This window comes from Bdellovibrionota bacterium (assembly GCA_035292885.1).
Classification (GTDB): Bacteria; Bdellovibrionota_G; JALEGL01; order JALEGL01; family DATDPG01; genus DATDPG01.
On record DATDPG010000053.1, the window covers coordinates 1 to 15,153 of the forward strand.

16 protein-coding genes, 1 tRNA gene and 1 pseudogene are annotated in these 15,153 nt (G+C 55.7%); 5 read left to right on the forward strand and 13 right to left on the reverse strand.

What is annotated here, in order from left to right; genetic code table 11:
• Window positions 1-138: 138 nt before the first annotated feature.
• Window positions 139-282: pseudogene (locus VI895_04420) on the reverse strand (tRNA pseudouridine(55) synthase TruB).
• 26 nt (window positions 283-308) lie between these two features.
• Here VI895_04420 and VI895_04425 point away from each other — a divergent pair.
• Complete coding sequence (locus VI895_04425; protein HLG19047.1) at window positions 309-692, forward strand: molybdopterin dinucleotide binding domain-containing protein; 384 nt, start codon at window positions 309-311, stop codon at window positions 690-692.
• A 16-nt stretch (window positions 693-708) separates the two neighbouring features.
• A complete protein-coding gene (locus VI895_04430) occupies window positions 709-1,359 on the forward strand; it encodes a hypothetical protein (protein ID HLG19048.1) in 651 nt (216 codons plus the stop codon).
• 15 nt (window positions 1,360-1,374) lie between these two features.
• Here VI895_04430 and VI895_04435 read toward each other — a convergent pair whose 3' ends face one another.
• From VI895_04435 to VI895_04480, 10 genes are all read right to left on the reverse strand, one after another.
• Window positions 1,375-2,064: an SOS response-associated peptidase gene (locus VI895_04435; protein ID HLG19049.1), complete on the reverse strand. Its 690-nt coding sequence runs from the start codon at window positions 2,062-2,064 to the stop codon at window positions 1,375-1,377.
• Between the two features lie 13 nt (window positions 2,065-2,077).
• On the reverse strand, window positions 2,078-3,643 hold the full coding sequence (locus tag VI895_04440; GenBank protein HLG19050.1) for a hypothetical protein: 1,566 nt from the start codon (window positions 3,641-3,643) through the stop codon (window positions 2,078-2,080).
• A gap of 71 nt (window positions 3,644-3,714) precedes the next feature.
• Window positions 3,715-4,515 carry an MOSC N-terminal beta barrel domain-containing protein gene (locus VI895_04445; GenBank protein ID HLG19051.1) on the reverse strand — a complete coding sequence of 267 codons (801 nt, stop codon included), beginning with the start codon at window positions 4,513-4,515 and terminating at the stop codon, window positions 3,715-3,717.
• 12 nt (window positions 4,516-4,527) lie between these two features.
• The gene (ispF, locus tag VI895_04450) at window positions 4,528-5,007 is read right to left on the reverse strand and encodes a 2-C-methyl-D-erythritol 2,4-cyclodiphosphate synthase (protein HLG19052.1); all 480 of its coding nucleotides are present in this window, start codon (window positions 5,005-5,007) and stop codon (window positions 4,528-4,530) included.
• On the reverse strand, window positions 5,004-5,696 hold the full coding sequence (ispD, locus tag VI895_04455; protein ID HLG19053.1) for a 2-C-methyl-D-erythritol 4-phosphate cytidylyltransferase: 693 nt from the start codon (window positions 5,694-5,696) through the stop codon (window positions 5,004-5,006). The genes ispF and ispD overlap by 4 nt, the downstream gene beginning before the upstream one ends.
• On the reverse strand, window positions 5,693-6,199 hold the full coding sequence (locus tag VI895_04460) for a CarD family transcriptional regulator (protein ID HLG19054.1): 507 nt from the start codon (window positions 6,197-6,199) through the stop codon (window positions 5,693-5,695). Before VI895_04460 ends, ispD begins: the two co-directional genes overlap by 4 nt.
• A 55-nt stretch (window positions 6,200-6,254) precedes the next feature.
• Window positions 6,255-6,623, reverse strand: a complete 369-nt coding sequence (locus VI895_04465) for a TIGR02266 family protein (GenBank protein ID HLG19055.1) — start codon at window positions 6,621-6,623, stop codon at window positions 6,255-6,257.
• Window positions 6,620-7,600 (reverse strand): dihydroorotate dehydrogenase, encoded by a 981-nt coding sequence (locus tag VI895_04470; protein HLG19056.1) that lies wholly within the window; start codon window positions 7,598-7,600, stop codon window positions 6,620-6,622. Before VI895_04470 ends, VI895_04465 begins: the two co-directional genes overlap by 4 nt.
• 16 nt (window positions 7,601-7,616) lie before the next feature.
• A complete protein-coding gene (locus VI895_04475; GenBank protein ID HLG19057.1) occupies window positions 7,617-9,194 on the reverse strand; it encodes a tetratricopeptide repeat protein in 1,578 nt (525 codons plus the stop codon).
• Window positions 9,195-9,197: 3 nt separating this feature from the next.
• Window positions 9,198-9,566 (reverse strand): PilZ domain-containing protein, encoded by a 369-nt coding sequence (locus tag VI895_04480; GenBank protein ID HLG19058.1) that lies wholly within the window; start codon window positions 9,564-9,566, stop codon window positions 9,198-9,200.
• A gap of 708 nt (window positions 9,567-10,274) precedes the next feature.
• On the opposite strand from VI895_04480, the gene VI895_04485 reads away from it, so the two are divergent.
• Window positions 10,275-10,988 (forward strand): hypothetical protein, encoded by a 714-nt coding sequence (locus tag VI895_04485; GenBank protein ID HLG19059.1) that lies wholly within the window; start codon window positions 10,275-10,277, stop codon window positions 10,986-10,988.
• Between the two features lie 302 nt (window positions 10,989-11,290).
• Here VI895_04485 and VI895_04490 read toward each other — a convergent pair.
• Together VI895_04490 and VI895_04495 are read right to left on the reverse strand one after the other, a co-directional pair.
• Window positions 11,291-11,376 (reverse strand) — tRNA-Leu (locus VI895_04490).
• Between the two features lie 21 nt (window positions 11,377-11,397).
• The gene (locus VI895_04495; protein HLG19060.1) at window positions 11,398-13,302 is read right to left on the reverse strand and encodes a tetratricopeptide repeat protein; all 1,905 of its coding nucleotides are present in this window, start codon (window positions 13,300-13,302) and stop codon (window positions 11,398-11,400) included.
• Window positions 13,303-13,343: 41 nt separating this feature from the next.
• Here VI895_04495 and VI895_04500 point away from each other — a divergent pair, with 41 nt between their 5' ends.
• Together VI895_04500 and VI895_04505 are read left to right on the forward strand one after the other, a co-directional pair.
• The gene (locus VI895_04500; protein ID HLG19061.1) at window positions 13,344-14,954 is read left to right on the forward strand and encodes an Hsp70 family protein; all 1,611 of its coding nucleotides are present in this window, start codon (window positions 13,344-13,346) and stop codon (window positions 14,952-14,954) included.
• A gap of 4 nt (window positions 14,955-14,958) precedes the next feature.
• On the forward strand, window positions 14,959-15,153 hold a 195-nt coding region (locus VI895_04505; protein HLG19062.1), incomplete at its 3' end, for a hypothetical protein.

The window sequence follows — 15,153 nt, forward strand, 5'->3', positions numbered from 1 at the left end:
GAATAGATGGGAGGGAGTTGGTCCTGCGTTCCGACGAAACGGTCCAACACGGATCGCAGAGCGACTTGGCTCATATCCACGGGCCGTTCGGCGATTACGCGCCCGACGGAATCGTACGTGTCGGTCTCTTTCCCGAGGAGATGCATCGGGATCGAGCGTGCCTGCGTGGCCGATCCGCTGCATGTTGAAGGCCCGCCGAAGACGGCTCACGACATCGTGCGACGTGATCCCCCGCGGTTTATCGATCAGCAAAACCCCGCTCGGCTGTTGCAGTTCCGTCATTCTTCTTCCCCGCCTCGGGTGTGAAAATGCCGAACGGCAGAGCGCGTTTCTCGGCTATTTCACCGCCGAAACTCGAGATACCGGAAGGCTGCGTCTACGTCACCACGCGGAGGGGAAAGCAGTTCAACTCCATGACGTACGGTTCGAACGACCCGCTGACGAATCGCGAACGGACCGACATTTTCGTCTCCGGCCACGACGCTGACCGATTGGGTTTGCAGGACGGCGAGAAGATTCGCCTGCGATCCGACGTCGGTCAGATGGATGGAACCTGCCGAATCGCTCCGATTCCTCCGCGGAATGTTCAAGTGCATTGGCCCGAGGGGAATGTTCTAGTTTCTCGCCACTATGATCCGGTGTCGTTTGAGCCGGATTACAACGCCGTCGCCCGGATTGAAAAGATCCTATAGGGTATTTAATCCACCGATGAAGCGACTCGGGCTTACCGCGTTATTAGGGTTGTTGGCGAATACCGCTGCATGCGTACCTAATCTGGGACGCACAAATGCCAGACTTGAAGATGGCGTCGATTTTGCGGTTTCCGCCGGTCCCGCGTTTGTGGCGCCAGGAGAAGGCACGAACTCCAATGCGGATGAAACCCACTTTTGGGCCCAGTTCGAAGTCGACCTTCAGTACGCGAAACAAAAGGAGAACCAATCCGGTTTCGCGATTCAAGTGAAGATGCCTCTCACCTTCGTTTTCACTACATTAGACGCTTACCTGGAACTTCCGAGCCGGCATCCTCACTATTACGGCGTCGGCGTTGAAGTGGGGTTGGTTACTGGGGCGTACGGAGCGTATTCGTACTACTTTACGAAAAATGGCTACGTTACAATTACGCCCCGAATTCATGTCTATCTCGGCGGTCTCAACAATTCGACCGACTCTGAGTCTCGCATTTGGATCAATCCCCAGGTTGCCATGGGGTTCATTTCGCCGTCGGGGTTGGTCGATACTTCCATCTTTTTTGGCTACAACAGGCTTCTGGGGAAGGGGGTCGACTTCTGTATTTATGACTGCGACACGACGGATTTTCGAAATCAATTCTATCTGGCCGGGGCGCAGTTGAGGTTCTAGAACCGGTGTAACAGCCTATGGCTGAATCGGGTCCAGGAGCGCTGGATCGTCGTTGCGGGGGGAGTTCACGCGCCGAGAAACTTCCGTGGCAACAAGCGGAGGCAAGGGCGCTGAATGCAACAACTCTTGTAGTTGATCGACATCCGAATTTGTTTTCGCCGGGCGGTGCGAAACCCACTCTTCCGCAAGGTCGGGCGGGAGGATCACCGGCATCCGGTCGTGAATCCCTTTAACGGCGCCCCGCGCGTCGGCAGTCAAAATTGTAAACGTTCGAAAGGTTTTTTGCGATTTAGCATCCACACCCTCTTCAAAGAGACCGGCAAAACGAAAAATCTCGTTATTGGGCAGATGAAACCAGATCGGCCGGCGAAATTTCTTGTCGCCCGTCCATTCATAAAATCCGTCGGCCGGAATCGCGCACCGCTTTTCCCGAAACGACTTCCGGAATGCCGGTTTGGTGGCCGCCGTATCGCTGCGGGCGTTGATGAGGCCGCTTTTTTCCTTCGACCAAGAAGGGATGAGACCCCAACGGGCGGGATCGAGGCGGCGACTGTTCTCTTCACGAAGAAAGATCCAAAACGGGTCGCCGGGCGCGATGTTGTACCTTGGCCGATAGAGGCGGGCCTGTTCGACAGCCACCTCCACGCCGAATAGCGCCGCCAGTTGCTCGTAGCTGCTGGCGGTCATCGTAAACCGGCCGCACATGCGGCGCAGAATACTACAGACTGGACGGTTTTGCAGGAGGCGTGACGTCCGCGTTCATCTCGGCAATCGGCGCGAGTTGGTTGGCGAGCACCGTGCGTCCGTCGAAGTCGGCCGCGTCGGCGACGTCCACGGCGCAGGCATTCACCGGCCCATACTCAACAGCTAAGTTACTCTGATTGCTGGTCCAGATCTTGTTTGTCGTATCAAAGTCCACGCATTGCCGTTGAACCAGCGCCTGGGGTGTGTGGTCGTTGTGGGGCCCAGCCCAGTTACAAATCATACCGTCGATACTTCCGATGTCCGCCCGCGTGACATCCGGGCCGAAGCCGAAATAACCGCAACCCGTTCGCCCGCCGTCACTGGCGGCCGAGAGTTCCGAAAGAAAGACCCGCGCGTGGGAATCACCCGTACCCGCCTGCCACGCGTAGGAAATCACACCCGTGCTATCCGAAACGCTGATGTCGAACGTGCTGTCGACAAAATTATCTACCCAGCCGTCCGGATCGGGATCTTTCTTTGACGCATCGAGTGCGTTGTTCGCATCGAAGGGATTCGCCGTATCGCTGCAATAAGACGCTCGTTGCAAGCGATAAAGAAGGCGGCCGTTGGCGTCTTTGGAGTAAAGAATAGAAGTAGCGACCATTTTGGCGCTCTGTCCTCCGCACTTCGCGCCCGGGCCGAATGTCCCGCCGCTCACAGTCATCCAGAGTCGTCCACGGTACGTCGAGTTGTCGTCCGACGTTGGAATATGTTTGAGATGTACGGACGTGACAATCGTCTGTGTCGCCTGGTCAAAGGTGGGAGCTTCGGCCGAACCCGAGACTTCGGACAGGAAGGATTTGAATCCATCCGACGTGTCGGCTTGACGTTCGATCGTAGCGGCGGAGATCGTAAACGGTGTGTCTGTTGCGGTTAGTCCGTCTTGCAACGTGGTCGTCAGGTCCTTGCTTTCGCCTTCCACCGGCAACGTATCCGCTCCGGTCACTTTCGCCACGCAAAGCATGCTGGAGACGAGATCCACAGCCATATCGACTTTGCTCTGCACTTCGGCCATGAGCGAATTCACCTTAGCCACGACACACGGCTCGTTCGTATTCGCTTCAAGCTCGTCCCAAATGCCGAGATCGCCGGGGGGGAGGTTGTCATCGAGCAGAGAAGGATCGTCGGGCGGTGCCCAGTCCGGGTGGTTGGTGTAGGAAATACTGGGTCCGTAACAGGTGGCCGCCGGAATGGGACGGAAAACGCCGATTCCAAAGCCGCAGGCGGTTGGATCCGTGGCGGTGATGCGGGTTTCGAGTTCGTCGATCCGTTCAAAGTATCCTTTGAATTCTTCGTCAGGGTTTGGGGTAGCCTGTGCGCGAGAGTTTAGGCGAACCAATCCTTCGACGACTTCCCCGGATGTAAACGGGCTTGTGACGGCCAGGTCTGACGGATAGGAGGCGGAGAGACCGTTGGTCTCGGTTGTCGGATTGGTGTTCGTATTGTTGCCGTCGTCCGTGGAATTCGAACAGGACAAGGGGCCCAAAAGCGCCGTACAGACAAAGAAAGCTACCCCTGTGAATCCTCGAAGCGTTTTCATTGATTTTTCTCCCCGGTTGGAATGGTCGGCTCCGATAGTATAACCGATTTCAGCCCGCTTTTTTCGGCGGCTCAAGAAATTTTCAGCCGGTCGCCGACACGAATTGTTCCAAAACGGCGGGGAATCGCGTTTTGTGCAAAGAAGATTTTTCCATCCACCTTCCGGTACGCGGCCAAAGTTGTTAACGGTTGTTCCCCACGCAATGCGGTATCGGGATCCACCGTCGTTACGCTGCAGCGCTCGCAAGGCTTAACAAATTCGATGCTTACGTCCCCGATCGCAATCATCTTCCAACGGTCTTCTTCGTAGGGATCGCAACCGGTGACCAAAATGTTGGGACGAAAACGACGAAAGGAGATGGGTGCGGGCAGCCGCCGGTTCAAGTCATCCACGGAAGCTTCGGAAAGAATCAAAAGTGGATAAGCGTCAGCGAAACTCACTTGGTCGCCCGATTGTCCATACTCCGGATCAACTCGTCGGTTCGTATCATCCGGCATGTAAACCACACGCGTACGAATTCCCAAAAAACGGCTGAACCACTCGGCCGCGCGATCTCCCTGATCGACGGCTTCGACTCGATCGTTAAAAACGACGACCGATCGAGAGTGAAACGGAGTTTGATTCCGTTGAAGGAGCAGAGGCGGTTGATCCGGCGCCGAAACCCGCGGGCCCTCGGCGGTGAGCTCAACATGAATGAGCGCCATTCTGGGAAGCGTTCGCTGCGTGAGAAATTGCCCTTCTTCATTAACGACCATCCAGCGGCGGTCAAACTCGAAACCACGCCGTTCCACTTTGGTCGCTGTAATCGATATCCCCCGACACGATTTGATCGGGTAGATCCAAAGCTCTTTGACTGTGACGGATGAGGCCATGGTGGCCATAGATTATTTTTGGAGAAGAGCCATGGCCAGAACGAGAAGTCCTTCCTTTCGTCCGAGCGCGCCTAACTTTTCGGGGCGAGTGGCCTTTACGCTCACCCGATCGGCTTCCAATTGAAGTGTCTGCGCAATTTTTCGTCGCATCGGGTCGATATGCGGGCGCAGAATCGGATCCTCCGTAACGATCGTGCTGTCGATGTTGGCGATGCGCCATCCTTTTTCTGCAACCAGCGCGGAGACTCGCTCCAGGAAAAAAAGGCTCGATTTGCCCCGGTATTTTGGATCGGTGTCGGGAAAGTGCTGGCCCATGTCGCCGAGCGACATCGCACCGAGAAGAGCGTCGCAGATGGCGTGGCAAAGGGCATCGGCATCAGAGTGGCCCGCCAGTCCGGCCGCGTGAGGAATTTCAACGCCGCCCAAGATCAGTTTCCGGTCTCTTGCGAACGGATGTACGTCGAATCCCTGTCCGATTCGAAACCCGCTCATTCGACCTCTCCCTTGAGAAGGGCTTCAGCCATCCGGAGATCGTTATTGAACGTAATTTTGAGATTACGCGGGTCTCCCTCGAGCACTCGAACCTTTCCGCCGAAACGCTCCGCCACTTGAGCGTCATCCGTAGCTCGGAAGGAATCCTTCGCTGCCTGATCGTACGCTTTCAAGATCCAGGGAAATCGAAAAACTTGAGGCGTTTGCATGGCCCAAAGATGGGTTCGCTCGACGGTGCGGTCGATTTTCGGCGGAGAGGAGACTTCTTTGAGTGTGTCGTGAACCGGAACGGCGACGACCGAACCGTCCCACCCTTCCAACGACAGGAGCGAGGCGGAAATCAATTTGCCGTGGATCAGCGGCCGGGACGCATCATGAATGGCGACGACGTCGCAGGGCCAATCGATCGCCCGAAGCCCCAGATGAACCGATTCTTGTCTTGACTCTCCCCCCACGATGGCCTTCACGACTTTCCGGATGTCGTAGCTGTGAAACGTCGACGGGTTGTACGATGCCAGCTGCGCTTCGGGGACCGTGATGACGATTTCTTCGACTTCGGTGCATCGTTCGAAGGCTTGTACCGAACGGACCAGGATGGGGAGCCCCAAGAGAGGCAGAAACTGTTTGGGGGTTGGTGTGCCGAATCGTTTTCCACTACCGCCCGCGGTAATGACGGCGGTGACGTTCACTCTTCGAAGATCTTGCGAATGTCCCGCTCGATCTCCTCTTCCGCGACCGATTTGGCCAATGCCAGCTCCTTGATCAGCAGGTTTCGGGCGGTGTCGAGCATCTTTCTCTCACCAAAGGAAAGGGTCTTCGTCTGTTTCAGCACAAAGAGATCGCGCATGACCTCGGCGATCTCGAACACCGATCCGGTCTTGATTTTTTCCATGTATTCTCGGTACCGGCGGTTCCACGTCGTGGTGTCGATCACGACATCGCGTTTTTGAAAAATCTTGTAAACCTCTTTCACCTTATCGCCGGTGATGATTTGGCGGAGACCGACGTTCTTGAGGTTCGACGTCGGAATCATGATCGTCATGTCGTTGTCCAGAATCCGCAGGACGAAAAACGACATGACCGTTCCGGAGATCTCCTTGTTTTCGATCCGTTCGATGACCCCGACACCATGGGCGGGGTAGACCGCTTTGTCTCCAACCTTGAAGGGGGCCTGTGCAGCGTTCCGCGTCATAAAAAGCGCAACACACTACCAAAGATTGCGGCAATTATCAACTATCGGAAACTATTCAAGAATTCTCCATGATCCTCTCGATGCTGTCGAGGAGGAATTCCATGTCGGACAGATCGATCTGCTTGAATTGAATTCCCATTCCGGCGGGATGGTCGGGAAACGCCCCTTTCGGTTTGGGCCCGGCTTTTCTCGTCCAAACCACCGTGCCGGTCGCTTCGACCGCCCGATCCGAGTAGGGAATGGAAAACTTGAGATCCACCTCGGTCCCCAGCGGCAGCGTGATGTCGGCCCGGATGAAAATTCCTCCTTTCGAGAGATTCATGATTTCGCTGTCCAGAAACGTCCCGATCGTGGACACACTGATCGGAATTTGAACCGGAAACCGCTTCGTTCGCGGCAGCCAGGTCTTGTTTGAATCGGTCATCTATCAAGAGCAACGGCCGTGCTCTGCGAATACGTCGAAAGCGTGCGGTTGACGTTCGTCACTTTCGGGATCTGCTTTTCCCGAAGGAAGGCCTCCATTTCGTCCAGGATCGTTATACAGGCGTTGGAGCGGACGAAGTTCTGCGTTCCGATCTGAACGGCGCTGGCGCCGACCACCATGAATTCTAATGCGTCCCTTCCGGAGGCGATACCGCCGATGCCGACGATCGGAATGTCGAACGATTTCGCGACTTCATAAATATGCGCGAGGGCGACGGGCTTTATGGCCGGGCCCGAAAGGCCGCCGGTCACGGAGGACAGATGGGGCGTCCGTTTATCCAGGTCGACGGACATTCCGCGGATCGTGTTGATCAGGGAGAGTGCGTTGGCGCCGCCGTTGATCGCCGCTCTCGCAATCGCCTGAATGTCCGTCACGTTCGGCGTCAGCTTCGCCCAGAGCGGAAGTTTCGTAATCTTTCGAATCCGCTCGACGAGCTTTTGCACTTCCTCCGGATCGGTGCCCAGATCGAGACCCCCCTTGGCCACGTTGGGGCAAGAGACGTTGATCTCCAAGGCCGCGAGTCCTTCGGAATTGTTTAACTCCCGTGCGACGGAGACAAAATCGTCGGGGGTTTCTCCGTAAATGTTCGCGATGACGGCGGTGTCGTATTTCCGAAGAGCGGGGAGTTTGTCACGCAAGAAGGCTTCGACACCGATGTTATGGAGTCCGATTGAATTGAGCATCCCGCACGCCGTCTCATGTATTCTCGGCGGCGGATTCCCGGCCCTGGGTTGTAGCGACAGACCTTTGGTGACGAAACCGCCGAGGCGGTTCAAATCGACGAGATGGGCGAATTCCAAGCCGTAGCCGAAGGTTCCCGATGCGGCCAGAACGGGATTTTTCAGTTTCAGCGGTCCGACCTGTGTCGAGAGATCGACGGTGAATTTCTTCCCCGTGCGCTCTGCGCGTGATGCCATTTGGAGTCGGCGGAGGTTAGCGCACCCGCTTCGGGCGGGCAAGATATGACGAGAAGATCTTTTCTCCCTTGGCCGCAAGAACCCCCGTGGGATCCAGTCGCTTGGCTTTTTCCAAGTGCAACAGGCCTTCTTGAGGCTTCCCGCGATAGAGGAAATCGAGCGCCAAATGATAATGCCCTCGCGCGGCCCAATGAGGGGGCGCGGAGAGAAGTCTCGTGAATTCGGCGGCTGCGCCGTCGAGATCTCCCTTGCGACCGAGGAGGATTCCGAGATTTAGACGCGGATTGGGAAAGTCGGAACTGAGTTCCAGTGCTTTTCGATAGTGTTGCTCGGCATCGTCGTATGCCCGGTCCATATCGTCCAGATACCCGAGCATGTAATGCGCTCGTGCGGAGGTGGGATCGACGTCGAGAGTCGCTTCCCAGAGCCGCCGATCCGATTTCCACCGAGCCGTTTCGCAGAACGAAAGCATCCCGAGAAGAACAATCGGCGCCGCCATCGCCAGCCGGAGAATGTTTTTCGAAAGTACAACCCGGTGGCGGTAACGGGAGACTGCGATCATCAAAGCAAGCGAGACCGATGCGACGGTGAGATAAAGGCGTGTCTCATCGTAGAGGATTGAAAGCGGTTCAAAGCTGGATGTGGGCGCGAGCCAAAGCATGCCCCAAAGAAAAGCCACGGCCGTTCGTGACCTTCGGCCGACGGCCAAGAGGATCAGAAGCCCGACCATCAAGGCCGCCGCCGCCATCCAAAACGCACCGGTTGCGGTCAGGGCGGCGGGAACATAAATCGTTCGATCGACGGTCAGAGCATCGGGCCAAAAGAGGTCGCGCAAATAGTACGGGAACACGGAGAGTTGCGTCGAAAAATATTGGAGGTGCGTGGAGGGATTCGGCTCACTGTCATAGGGACGGGGCACTCTCGGGCAAAGCTCTTTATAATAGAGGAAGGAGACCGCGCATCCCAGAGCGACAAAGACAAAACGGGATTTGCGTCCGGCTTTGGGGAAGATCGGTTCCGCCGCCAGCCAAAGGAGGGGAAGAATCATAGGACTTTCTTTGATGAGAAAGCTTCCCAAGAAAAGAAGCCCGGCGCAGATGAGCCAGCGCTTCTTTTGTGATCGCGAAAATTGAAAAAGGAGAAAGAGGGTTCCCAGGGCGGCCGATGCCACCCAAAGATCGCTCTGCTTCCAAATTATCGCGAGGGAAGTGACCTGAACGGGATGGAGAAGGAAAAGGGACGACGTCACAAAGGCCATGCGCGGAGAGAGATGAATGAGGCGTGTCGCAAGAACATAAAGAAGAAGCGCGTTCAAAGCGTGGAGTGCGATGGAAGCGAAGTGGAAAACGATCGGCGAAAAGTCAAAAATCCGGCCGATCAAGGCGAGGCCCGTGAGAAACAGCGGCCGATACGTACCGTCCATTTCGTGCGCGTGGTCGATATGGCCCAGCCAAAGCTCTTTGATGCCGGCAAACGATCGGAGCAGCTCATTGGTTTGAATGACGATTGAATCGTCGTAGTGATAGGGAGAGAAAAGAAGCGGCCCGAATGCAGCTACTGCGAGAATAAGAAAAAGGGAATAGCGCCGGATCAAGCGCTACGATCTTATCGTATTCAGGACGGAAAAAATGCTGTCGAGTGTTTTGGGGGTCTGGCCTCGTGTCGACAAGAAACGCACACCCATGCCATGCGGAGCCGTCGTTCTTCCCCGCCTGCGGCGGTTCGACCAGACCACTTCGCCTTCGAGATGGAATTTCATGGGATTCTCTTGAGGAAGCTGAAGTGTGAAGAAAGCCTTGGCTCCGCTCGGCAGTGGCACCGGCGTGTGAATGTACATTCCACCGCGGCTGATGTTTCCGGTCGTGGCCAGAATCGGTCCGTCGGGGCCCCGAAATTCGACGGCCACCGACATCTCATGCCGTTCGTGAGAGCGTTCCACTTTTTCAGTTCGTAAAGCTGGGGACATGGCGTCTTAACGCTTCCTTTCAGGCCAAGATCGAAATCCTGATTCGTTAAAGAGAAAACTATCAGATCTCGGAATCTTGTGGAAATCTTTTGCCGTCGCCCGAGGCCGTCCGCCATAACCTTCTGAAATAACACAAAGTTTAGATATCCCCAGGTGTGGAAGAAATGACGATATATGGTCACATACGTCAACTATTCTACGAGTCCAGCGTGCGGCGGCTAGGTTTTTCATTCTCTCTATCCCCATTCGATAAGAGAGCAAGAGACATACCGAAAAAGGGCCCCAAATTTATTCTGCCAAATCTCATCATATCCACGGTTTGGACTTCCTGGACCCATCCCAAGAAAATGGGGGTGTAACCGCCAGTTGCGAAAAAGATGCGTACTGAGCTGTTTTTGACCTGGGATTCCATACCTAAGGTCTCGTAATTTTTTACGAATCTTTTCCGTAACCGCATAGGCATATGCGAGTCTCGATCTATGTAGGTGTCCTTCATTCCCCCGTTCTCGGCTGGCAAGTAAACCGATAAGAATTGGCCGCGGTCGGACGACGCCCTCATGATGCTGCGATAAGAGCGGCCCAGACCGGGATTCTCCTGTCGCACGAGAAACTGAGATACACCTGTGTTTTTAGCTAGGTGTTGTGGCCTTAGGGTTGCATTAGATTGCTGGCGACGATAGGTGAGAGCCTAGAGCGAGGAGAATTCCGATGAAGACCAAAAAAGTTTGGCGTTTGATCTCATGCCTGCTCGTGTCATGCTTTTTCGTTCAACCGGGCCTAGCGCAGCAACCCAGGCCGGATGTAGACCCGGCGAATAAGCCGGGCAGTTGCCCGACCGAGGTTGTCCAGGCGATCTTGGGTATCCAGGATCCCGATGTTTCCATTGCGTTAGAAAACGATCGGATTCTGGCCACCATCAGGACAGTAGAGACATCCCCAGTTAAACCTGTGCAGATAAAGTTATCTTTCCAGGGGGAGCCAAAAACCGTTTGGAATGAGATCAAGGCGCTTCGCATTCCGGGTGTGTTCATCCAGGTCAAGGGTGATGAAGTTTGGGCGGTGATCAATGAGGTGGCCACTGTCAAAACCGTGGACATCGTTTGTTCTGATGACCGTTTCATGGCGTATGCACGAGCGGTCGATCCATCTCTTGTAGCGGAAGTCCTTAAGGGAGCGGTTGAAAAAGTCGCTGATCTGATGAAGGAGGCTACCGACCCTTACAGCAATTTATACCTGTTGACTTTGGCGCTGGCGGAACGCGGGGAGGAAGACATCCGGGTCAAGTCGCGACTCACAGGGTTAAGCAACCTGGAGAGACTCAAGGTGCTTGTCTTGACCTTGACGGATGTGGGGTCGGGCGTGTCGATCAGTCCAGCGACCTCTCTACCTATTAGCGGCGGACTGCTGCCCGGTTTGTGGTGACTGATAGGACTCAGGGAGTTTTTCACTCGACATTCGCTCGCCGCAAGCGCTTCGTCATTTCATTCGAGAGGTATAAATTTTGACGAGCGTTTTGGTCGTCCTGCGCCCTGAACTTACTGCGAACTCGCTGGCGGCTCGCTAAGCGGGAGTTCTTCATCCCCCCTTTCGCAGTTGGCTAGTAAGGCGACGAGATTTGGCCGCGAGACGAGGCCCGAGCGACGAGAAGCCCGGAGCATACGGAGGTATGTATGTGAGGAGCTTCGAGGAGCGAGAACGAAGTATCGCGGCCAAAGATCTAGCCGTGGTGCGAAAGGGGGGACTTGAACCCCCACGGGCTTGCGCCCGCCAGACCCTGAATCTGGTGCGTCTGCCGTTCCGCCACTTTCGCTTTGGGGGACTGTTTGTAGCTTCAAAGGTCCCGGGGATCAACTTTGAGATGGTCCTGGATCTGCGCCCGCAGAGCCAACGCCATGGGGTCGTTGGGTCTGGTTCGGAGGACTTCACGCAATAGGATGTAGGTCCCGAGAGCGTCTTTTCGGTAGTTCCAGATCAGATAGGCCGTACGAAGCTGCGTGTCCGGGTCGAGCGGGCTGATCAGTATGGCCTGCCGGAGCGAGCGAAACGCGGCGTCAATTTCCCCTTCGCGCTCCAGAAGCGTAGAGAAGTTTCGGAGCGTGACGACGTTTCGCGGGTCGGTGATCAAACTTAAGGTGAAGAATCGACCCGCCTCGCCCGAATTCCCGATATCCGAAGCAAGAATTCCGAGGTTGAGAAGGGCGCGCGATTGGAACGAGTCTCGTCGAACCACCTGGAGCAGAGCGTTTTTCGCTTCGGCGTACCGCTTTTCTTTCACCAGAAACGCGCCGTAGAACAGTTGGGACACGGCGTACTCGGGATCGAGATCCGAGGCATGGCGGAACGCCGCATCGGCCTTCTCGGCCTGGCCGGCATCTGCATAGGCCTGCCCCAAATTCACCCACGCTCGAACATCTTGAGCTTCATCACGGACATTCATCGACCAGAGAGTGACGGCGTCTCTCCAGCTTCGTGTTCGAAGAAGATCGTGCCCCGCGTACACCGCGAAAAGAACAACGGGTGCAATTGCAATCGCCGGCTTTGCGAGTTTCCAATTTTGCTTTGAGGCTAAATCGAGTGAACGGAAAAGGGCTAAGGCGACGAGAATGGCGATGCCGATCATCGGTAAATAAAGCCGATCTTCATCGACAGAGAGATCCAACGGAACCAGGCTGGATGAAGGGAGCAGGCCCAGAAAGAACCAACAAATCGCGAACGTAACGACGGGATTCTTCTTTCGTACCATCCAACCTACGCCAAGCGACGCCGCGGTCACGAGGATGCCGGCCCACAGTCGCGGGTCGTTCCCCTGGCGGACGGGCGGGAGGTAATGGAACACGTTCAGCCCCGCCGGCCAGAGGATGAGTTTTAGATATTCGAGAAGAGCGGCGGCCTGCGTCTGAAAATAGGCCCAGCGATCGAGTTGCATCGAGGGAGGGGTGTAGGTCTGGGGTTGATAGGGAAAGGCCTGTAACGCTCGGGGCATGGCGACGAATAAAATCCAAATGTGAACGACCGTGAAAAGGAAGATCGGGCAGTAGATGGCCGCGTCTCGCTCCCGCGGAGTCCGTTTTCGTTTCCACACAAGCTGGTCGCCCAAAAAAAGCGCCGGCAGGAGAATCAGTGCGCTTTCCTTTGAGAGAATGGCGACCCATGCACCGAGGTAGCCGAGCGCCAATGAATGGAAGCCCCCGCGCCGTTCGCTCCAACGTTGAAATCCGATAAAACTAAGAAGTATCCCGAGCGTTACCCAAAGATCGCTTCGTTTCCACGCGAGTGTAATGACGTTGGTCTGAACAGGATGGAGAAGAAAGAATAAGGCGACAAAAAGAGCGAACTTTCGCTCGCTTCGTCGCACGTCAGAGCGGGCCAAGCCAATCGCTAATTGATAGACCAGAAACGTGATCAGAGCGTGAAGGACGATGTTCGTGCATCGATAAATCCAAGGAGACGGACCGAATAACTCCCGCTCTACGGCGAAGGAACTCATGAGAAGCGGCCGAAAGCCGACGAATGTGAGTGATGAATCGAGAAAGAAATTCCGAAAGAAACGGGGGATCTGCCCGAAGGTAAGCCAATGGTTCTCGACGACGGCCGAGAGGTCATCAAACAGGAACGAATTGAATAGTGCGGGGAAAAAAGCGCCGAAGGCCGCGACTAGGAGACATGCCAACACAACGGCAGGTCGGGCGAAGAACGCTCTTGAAGGATTCGAGGTCATGTCCGGGATGGTTGCCAATCGCCGCTCAGAAGGGATAGTTTAATCGGCTCACACGATTTATGGCAGCTGCTTCGGAAATCGCCCTCGGTATTGATCTCGGCACGACCAATTCGTGCGCGGCCTACGTCCAGGAAGGCCGCCCGCGGATCATCCCCTCAGGCAAAGGATATGCGACCGTCCCTTCGGTCGTCGGTTTCAGCAAGAAGGGGGAAATCATCGTGGGGCACCCGGCGCTGGACCAAATGGTCACAAATCCGGCCGATACGATCTACGGATCCAAACGTTTGATTGGAAGGAAATTCAATTCGTTGATAGTCGAAAAAATGCGTCAGACGATGATGTATCCGATCGTGGAAGGCCCCGATTCCGAAACCGCCGTGCTTCTCGGCGGCAAGGTTTTCACGCTTCCCCGGATTGCGGGTCTCATCTTGACGGAAATTCGGGAGATGGCCCAGGGGCAACTTCAACACGAAATCCGGCGCGCCATCATTACGGTGCCGGCTTATTACAGCGATAACCAACGCCAGGCCGTTAAGGATGCCGGGGAAATGGCCGGATTTCAGGTGGAACGCATCGTCAACGAACCGACGGCCGCCGCCATCGCCTACGGATTCAACAAAGGATTCAATCAGAAAATTCTGGTCTACGATTTGGGGGGAGGAACGTTCGACGTTTCGATTCTCCATGTCCATGGAAATGAATTCCAGGTCCTCGCCACCGGCGGCGACACATTTCTCGGCGGAGTCGATTTCGACACGCGGATCGCCGAGTACGCACTACAGAAATTCCAGGAAGCGAGCGGAAAGGACATTCGCACCGAGAAGGTGGCGATGCAAAGGGTACGAGCCGCGGCGGAACGGGCGAAGCGCGACCTTTCCACCGAGAAGAGCGTGAAAGTTCACCTCCCTTTCATTACCGAGATCAACGCCGATCCGGTGGACTTAGCGCTCTCCTTGAGCCGAGAGCAAATCAACCGGCTTACCGGCGATCTTGTGGAAAGGACGCTGGGCATCTGCGACGAAGTGTTGGATTCGGTCGGGATGAAGAAATCCGAGCTTAACGAAATTCTTCTGGTGGGAGGGCAGACGCGGATGCCGTTGGTTCAAGGGAAGATTCACGAGCATTTCGCCAGGGCCCCCCGAAAGGGGGTCCACCCCGACGAGGTCGTGGCCCTCGGAGCCGCGGTGTTGGCGAATCCGGAAGCTGTCTCAGCGACCGTCACACTGAAAGATGTCTTGTCGATTCCGATCGGTGTGGCTTTGGGGAGCGGGCGCTTGAAGGTCATCATGGATAGGAACATCCCTTTGCCGGCGACGAAATCGTACAAGGTGGCGTTGCAAGACGGCCAGGGACTGGAAATCGATATTTATCAGGGGGACAAGCCTCAGATTCTTGAGGACGAATATTTAGGAACGTTTCAGTTCCCGGCGCCGACCAAGGGAGAAAAGGGGGGCCGCCAGTTGGAAATGAAATTTGATCTTTCGCCGGAATGTCTGCTTCGAGTGCAAGCGCGCGATCTGGACAGCGGCGAAGAGACGTCGGCCCATATGGTGACCCTGCAGACTCCCAAGAGTTTGAAGGAAAGCATGGCTCGAGCGGTCAAGGAGCAAGGGGGTCAAAAGACCAAATGGTTCTCGGCGCTCGCTCAGCGCATATTGGGCCAAGGATAACGTCGTGACGAAAGGAGAAATCGTTCAAAAGATCGGTCAGATCACCGTACCAGGACGGACACAGCGGGCGATGGATCTCGGCCTCGTCGAAAATGTGGCGGAGTGCAACGGCATCGTGAAGATCACTCTTCGGCCGGGAGGTCTAAATCCCCAAGAGAAAGTAGAGTTTGAAAACCAGGTGCGGAGAGAGGCGACGGCG

Excerpts from the sequence above, each read along its gene's own strand:
- VI895_04425 (HLG19047.1), top strand. The coding sequence starts at position 309 with ATGCCGAACGGCAGAGCGCGTTTCTCGGCTATTTCACCGCCGAAACTC.
- VI895_04430 (HLG19048.1), top strand. The coding sequence starts at position 709 with ATGAAGCGACTCGGGCTTACCGCGTTATTAGGGTTGTTGGCGAATACC.
- VI895_04435 (HLG19049.1), bottom strand. The coding sequence starts at position 2,064 with ATGTGCGGCCGGTTTACGATGACCGCCAGCAGCTACGAGCAACTGGCG.
- VI895_04440 (HLG19050.1), bottom strand. The coding sequence starts at position 3,643 with ATGAAAACGCTTCGAGGATTCACAGGGGTAGCTTTCTTTGTCTGTACG.
- VI895_04445 (HLG19051.1), bottom strand. The coding sequence starts at position 4,515 with ATGGCCTCATCCGTCACAGTCAAAGAGCTTTGGATCTACCCGATCAAA.
- ispF (HLG19052.1), bottom strand. The coding sequence starts at position 5,007 with ATGAGCGGGTTTCGAATCGGACAGGGATTCGACGTACATCCGTTCGCA.
- VI895_04460 (HLG19054.1), bottom strand. The coding sequence starts at position 6,199 with ATGACGCGGAACGCTGCACAGGCCCCCTTCAAGGTTGGAGACAAAGCG.
- VI895_04465 (HLG19055.1), bottom strand. The coding sequence starts at position 6,623 with ATGACCGATTCAAACAAGACCTGGCTGCCGCGAACGAAGCGGTTTCCG.
- VI895_04470 (HLG19056.1), bottom strand. The coding sequence starts at position 7,600 with ATGGCATCACGCGCAGAGCGCACGGGGAAGAAATTCACCGTCGATCTC.
- VI895_04480 (HLG19058.1), bottom strand. The coding sequence starts at position 9,566 with ATGTCCCCAGCTTTACGAACTGAAAAAGTGGAACGCTCTCACGAACGG.
- VI895_04485 (HLG19059.1), top strand. The coding sequence starts at position 10,275 with ATGAAGACCAAAAAAGTTTGGCGTTTGATCTCATGCCTGCTCGTGTCA.
- VI895_04500 (HLG19061.1), top strand. The coding sequence starts at position 13,344 with ATGGCAGCTGCTTCGGAAATCGCCCTCGGTATTGATCTCGGCACGACC.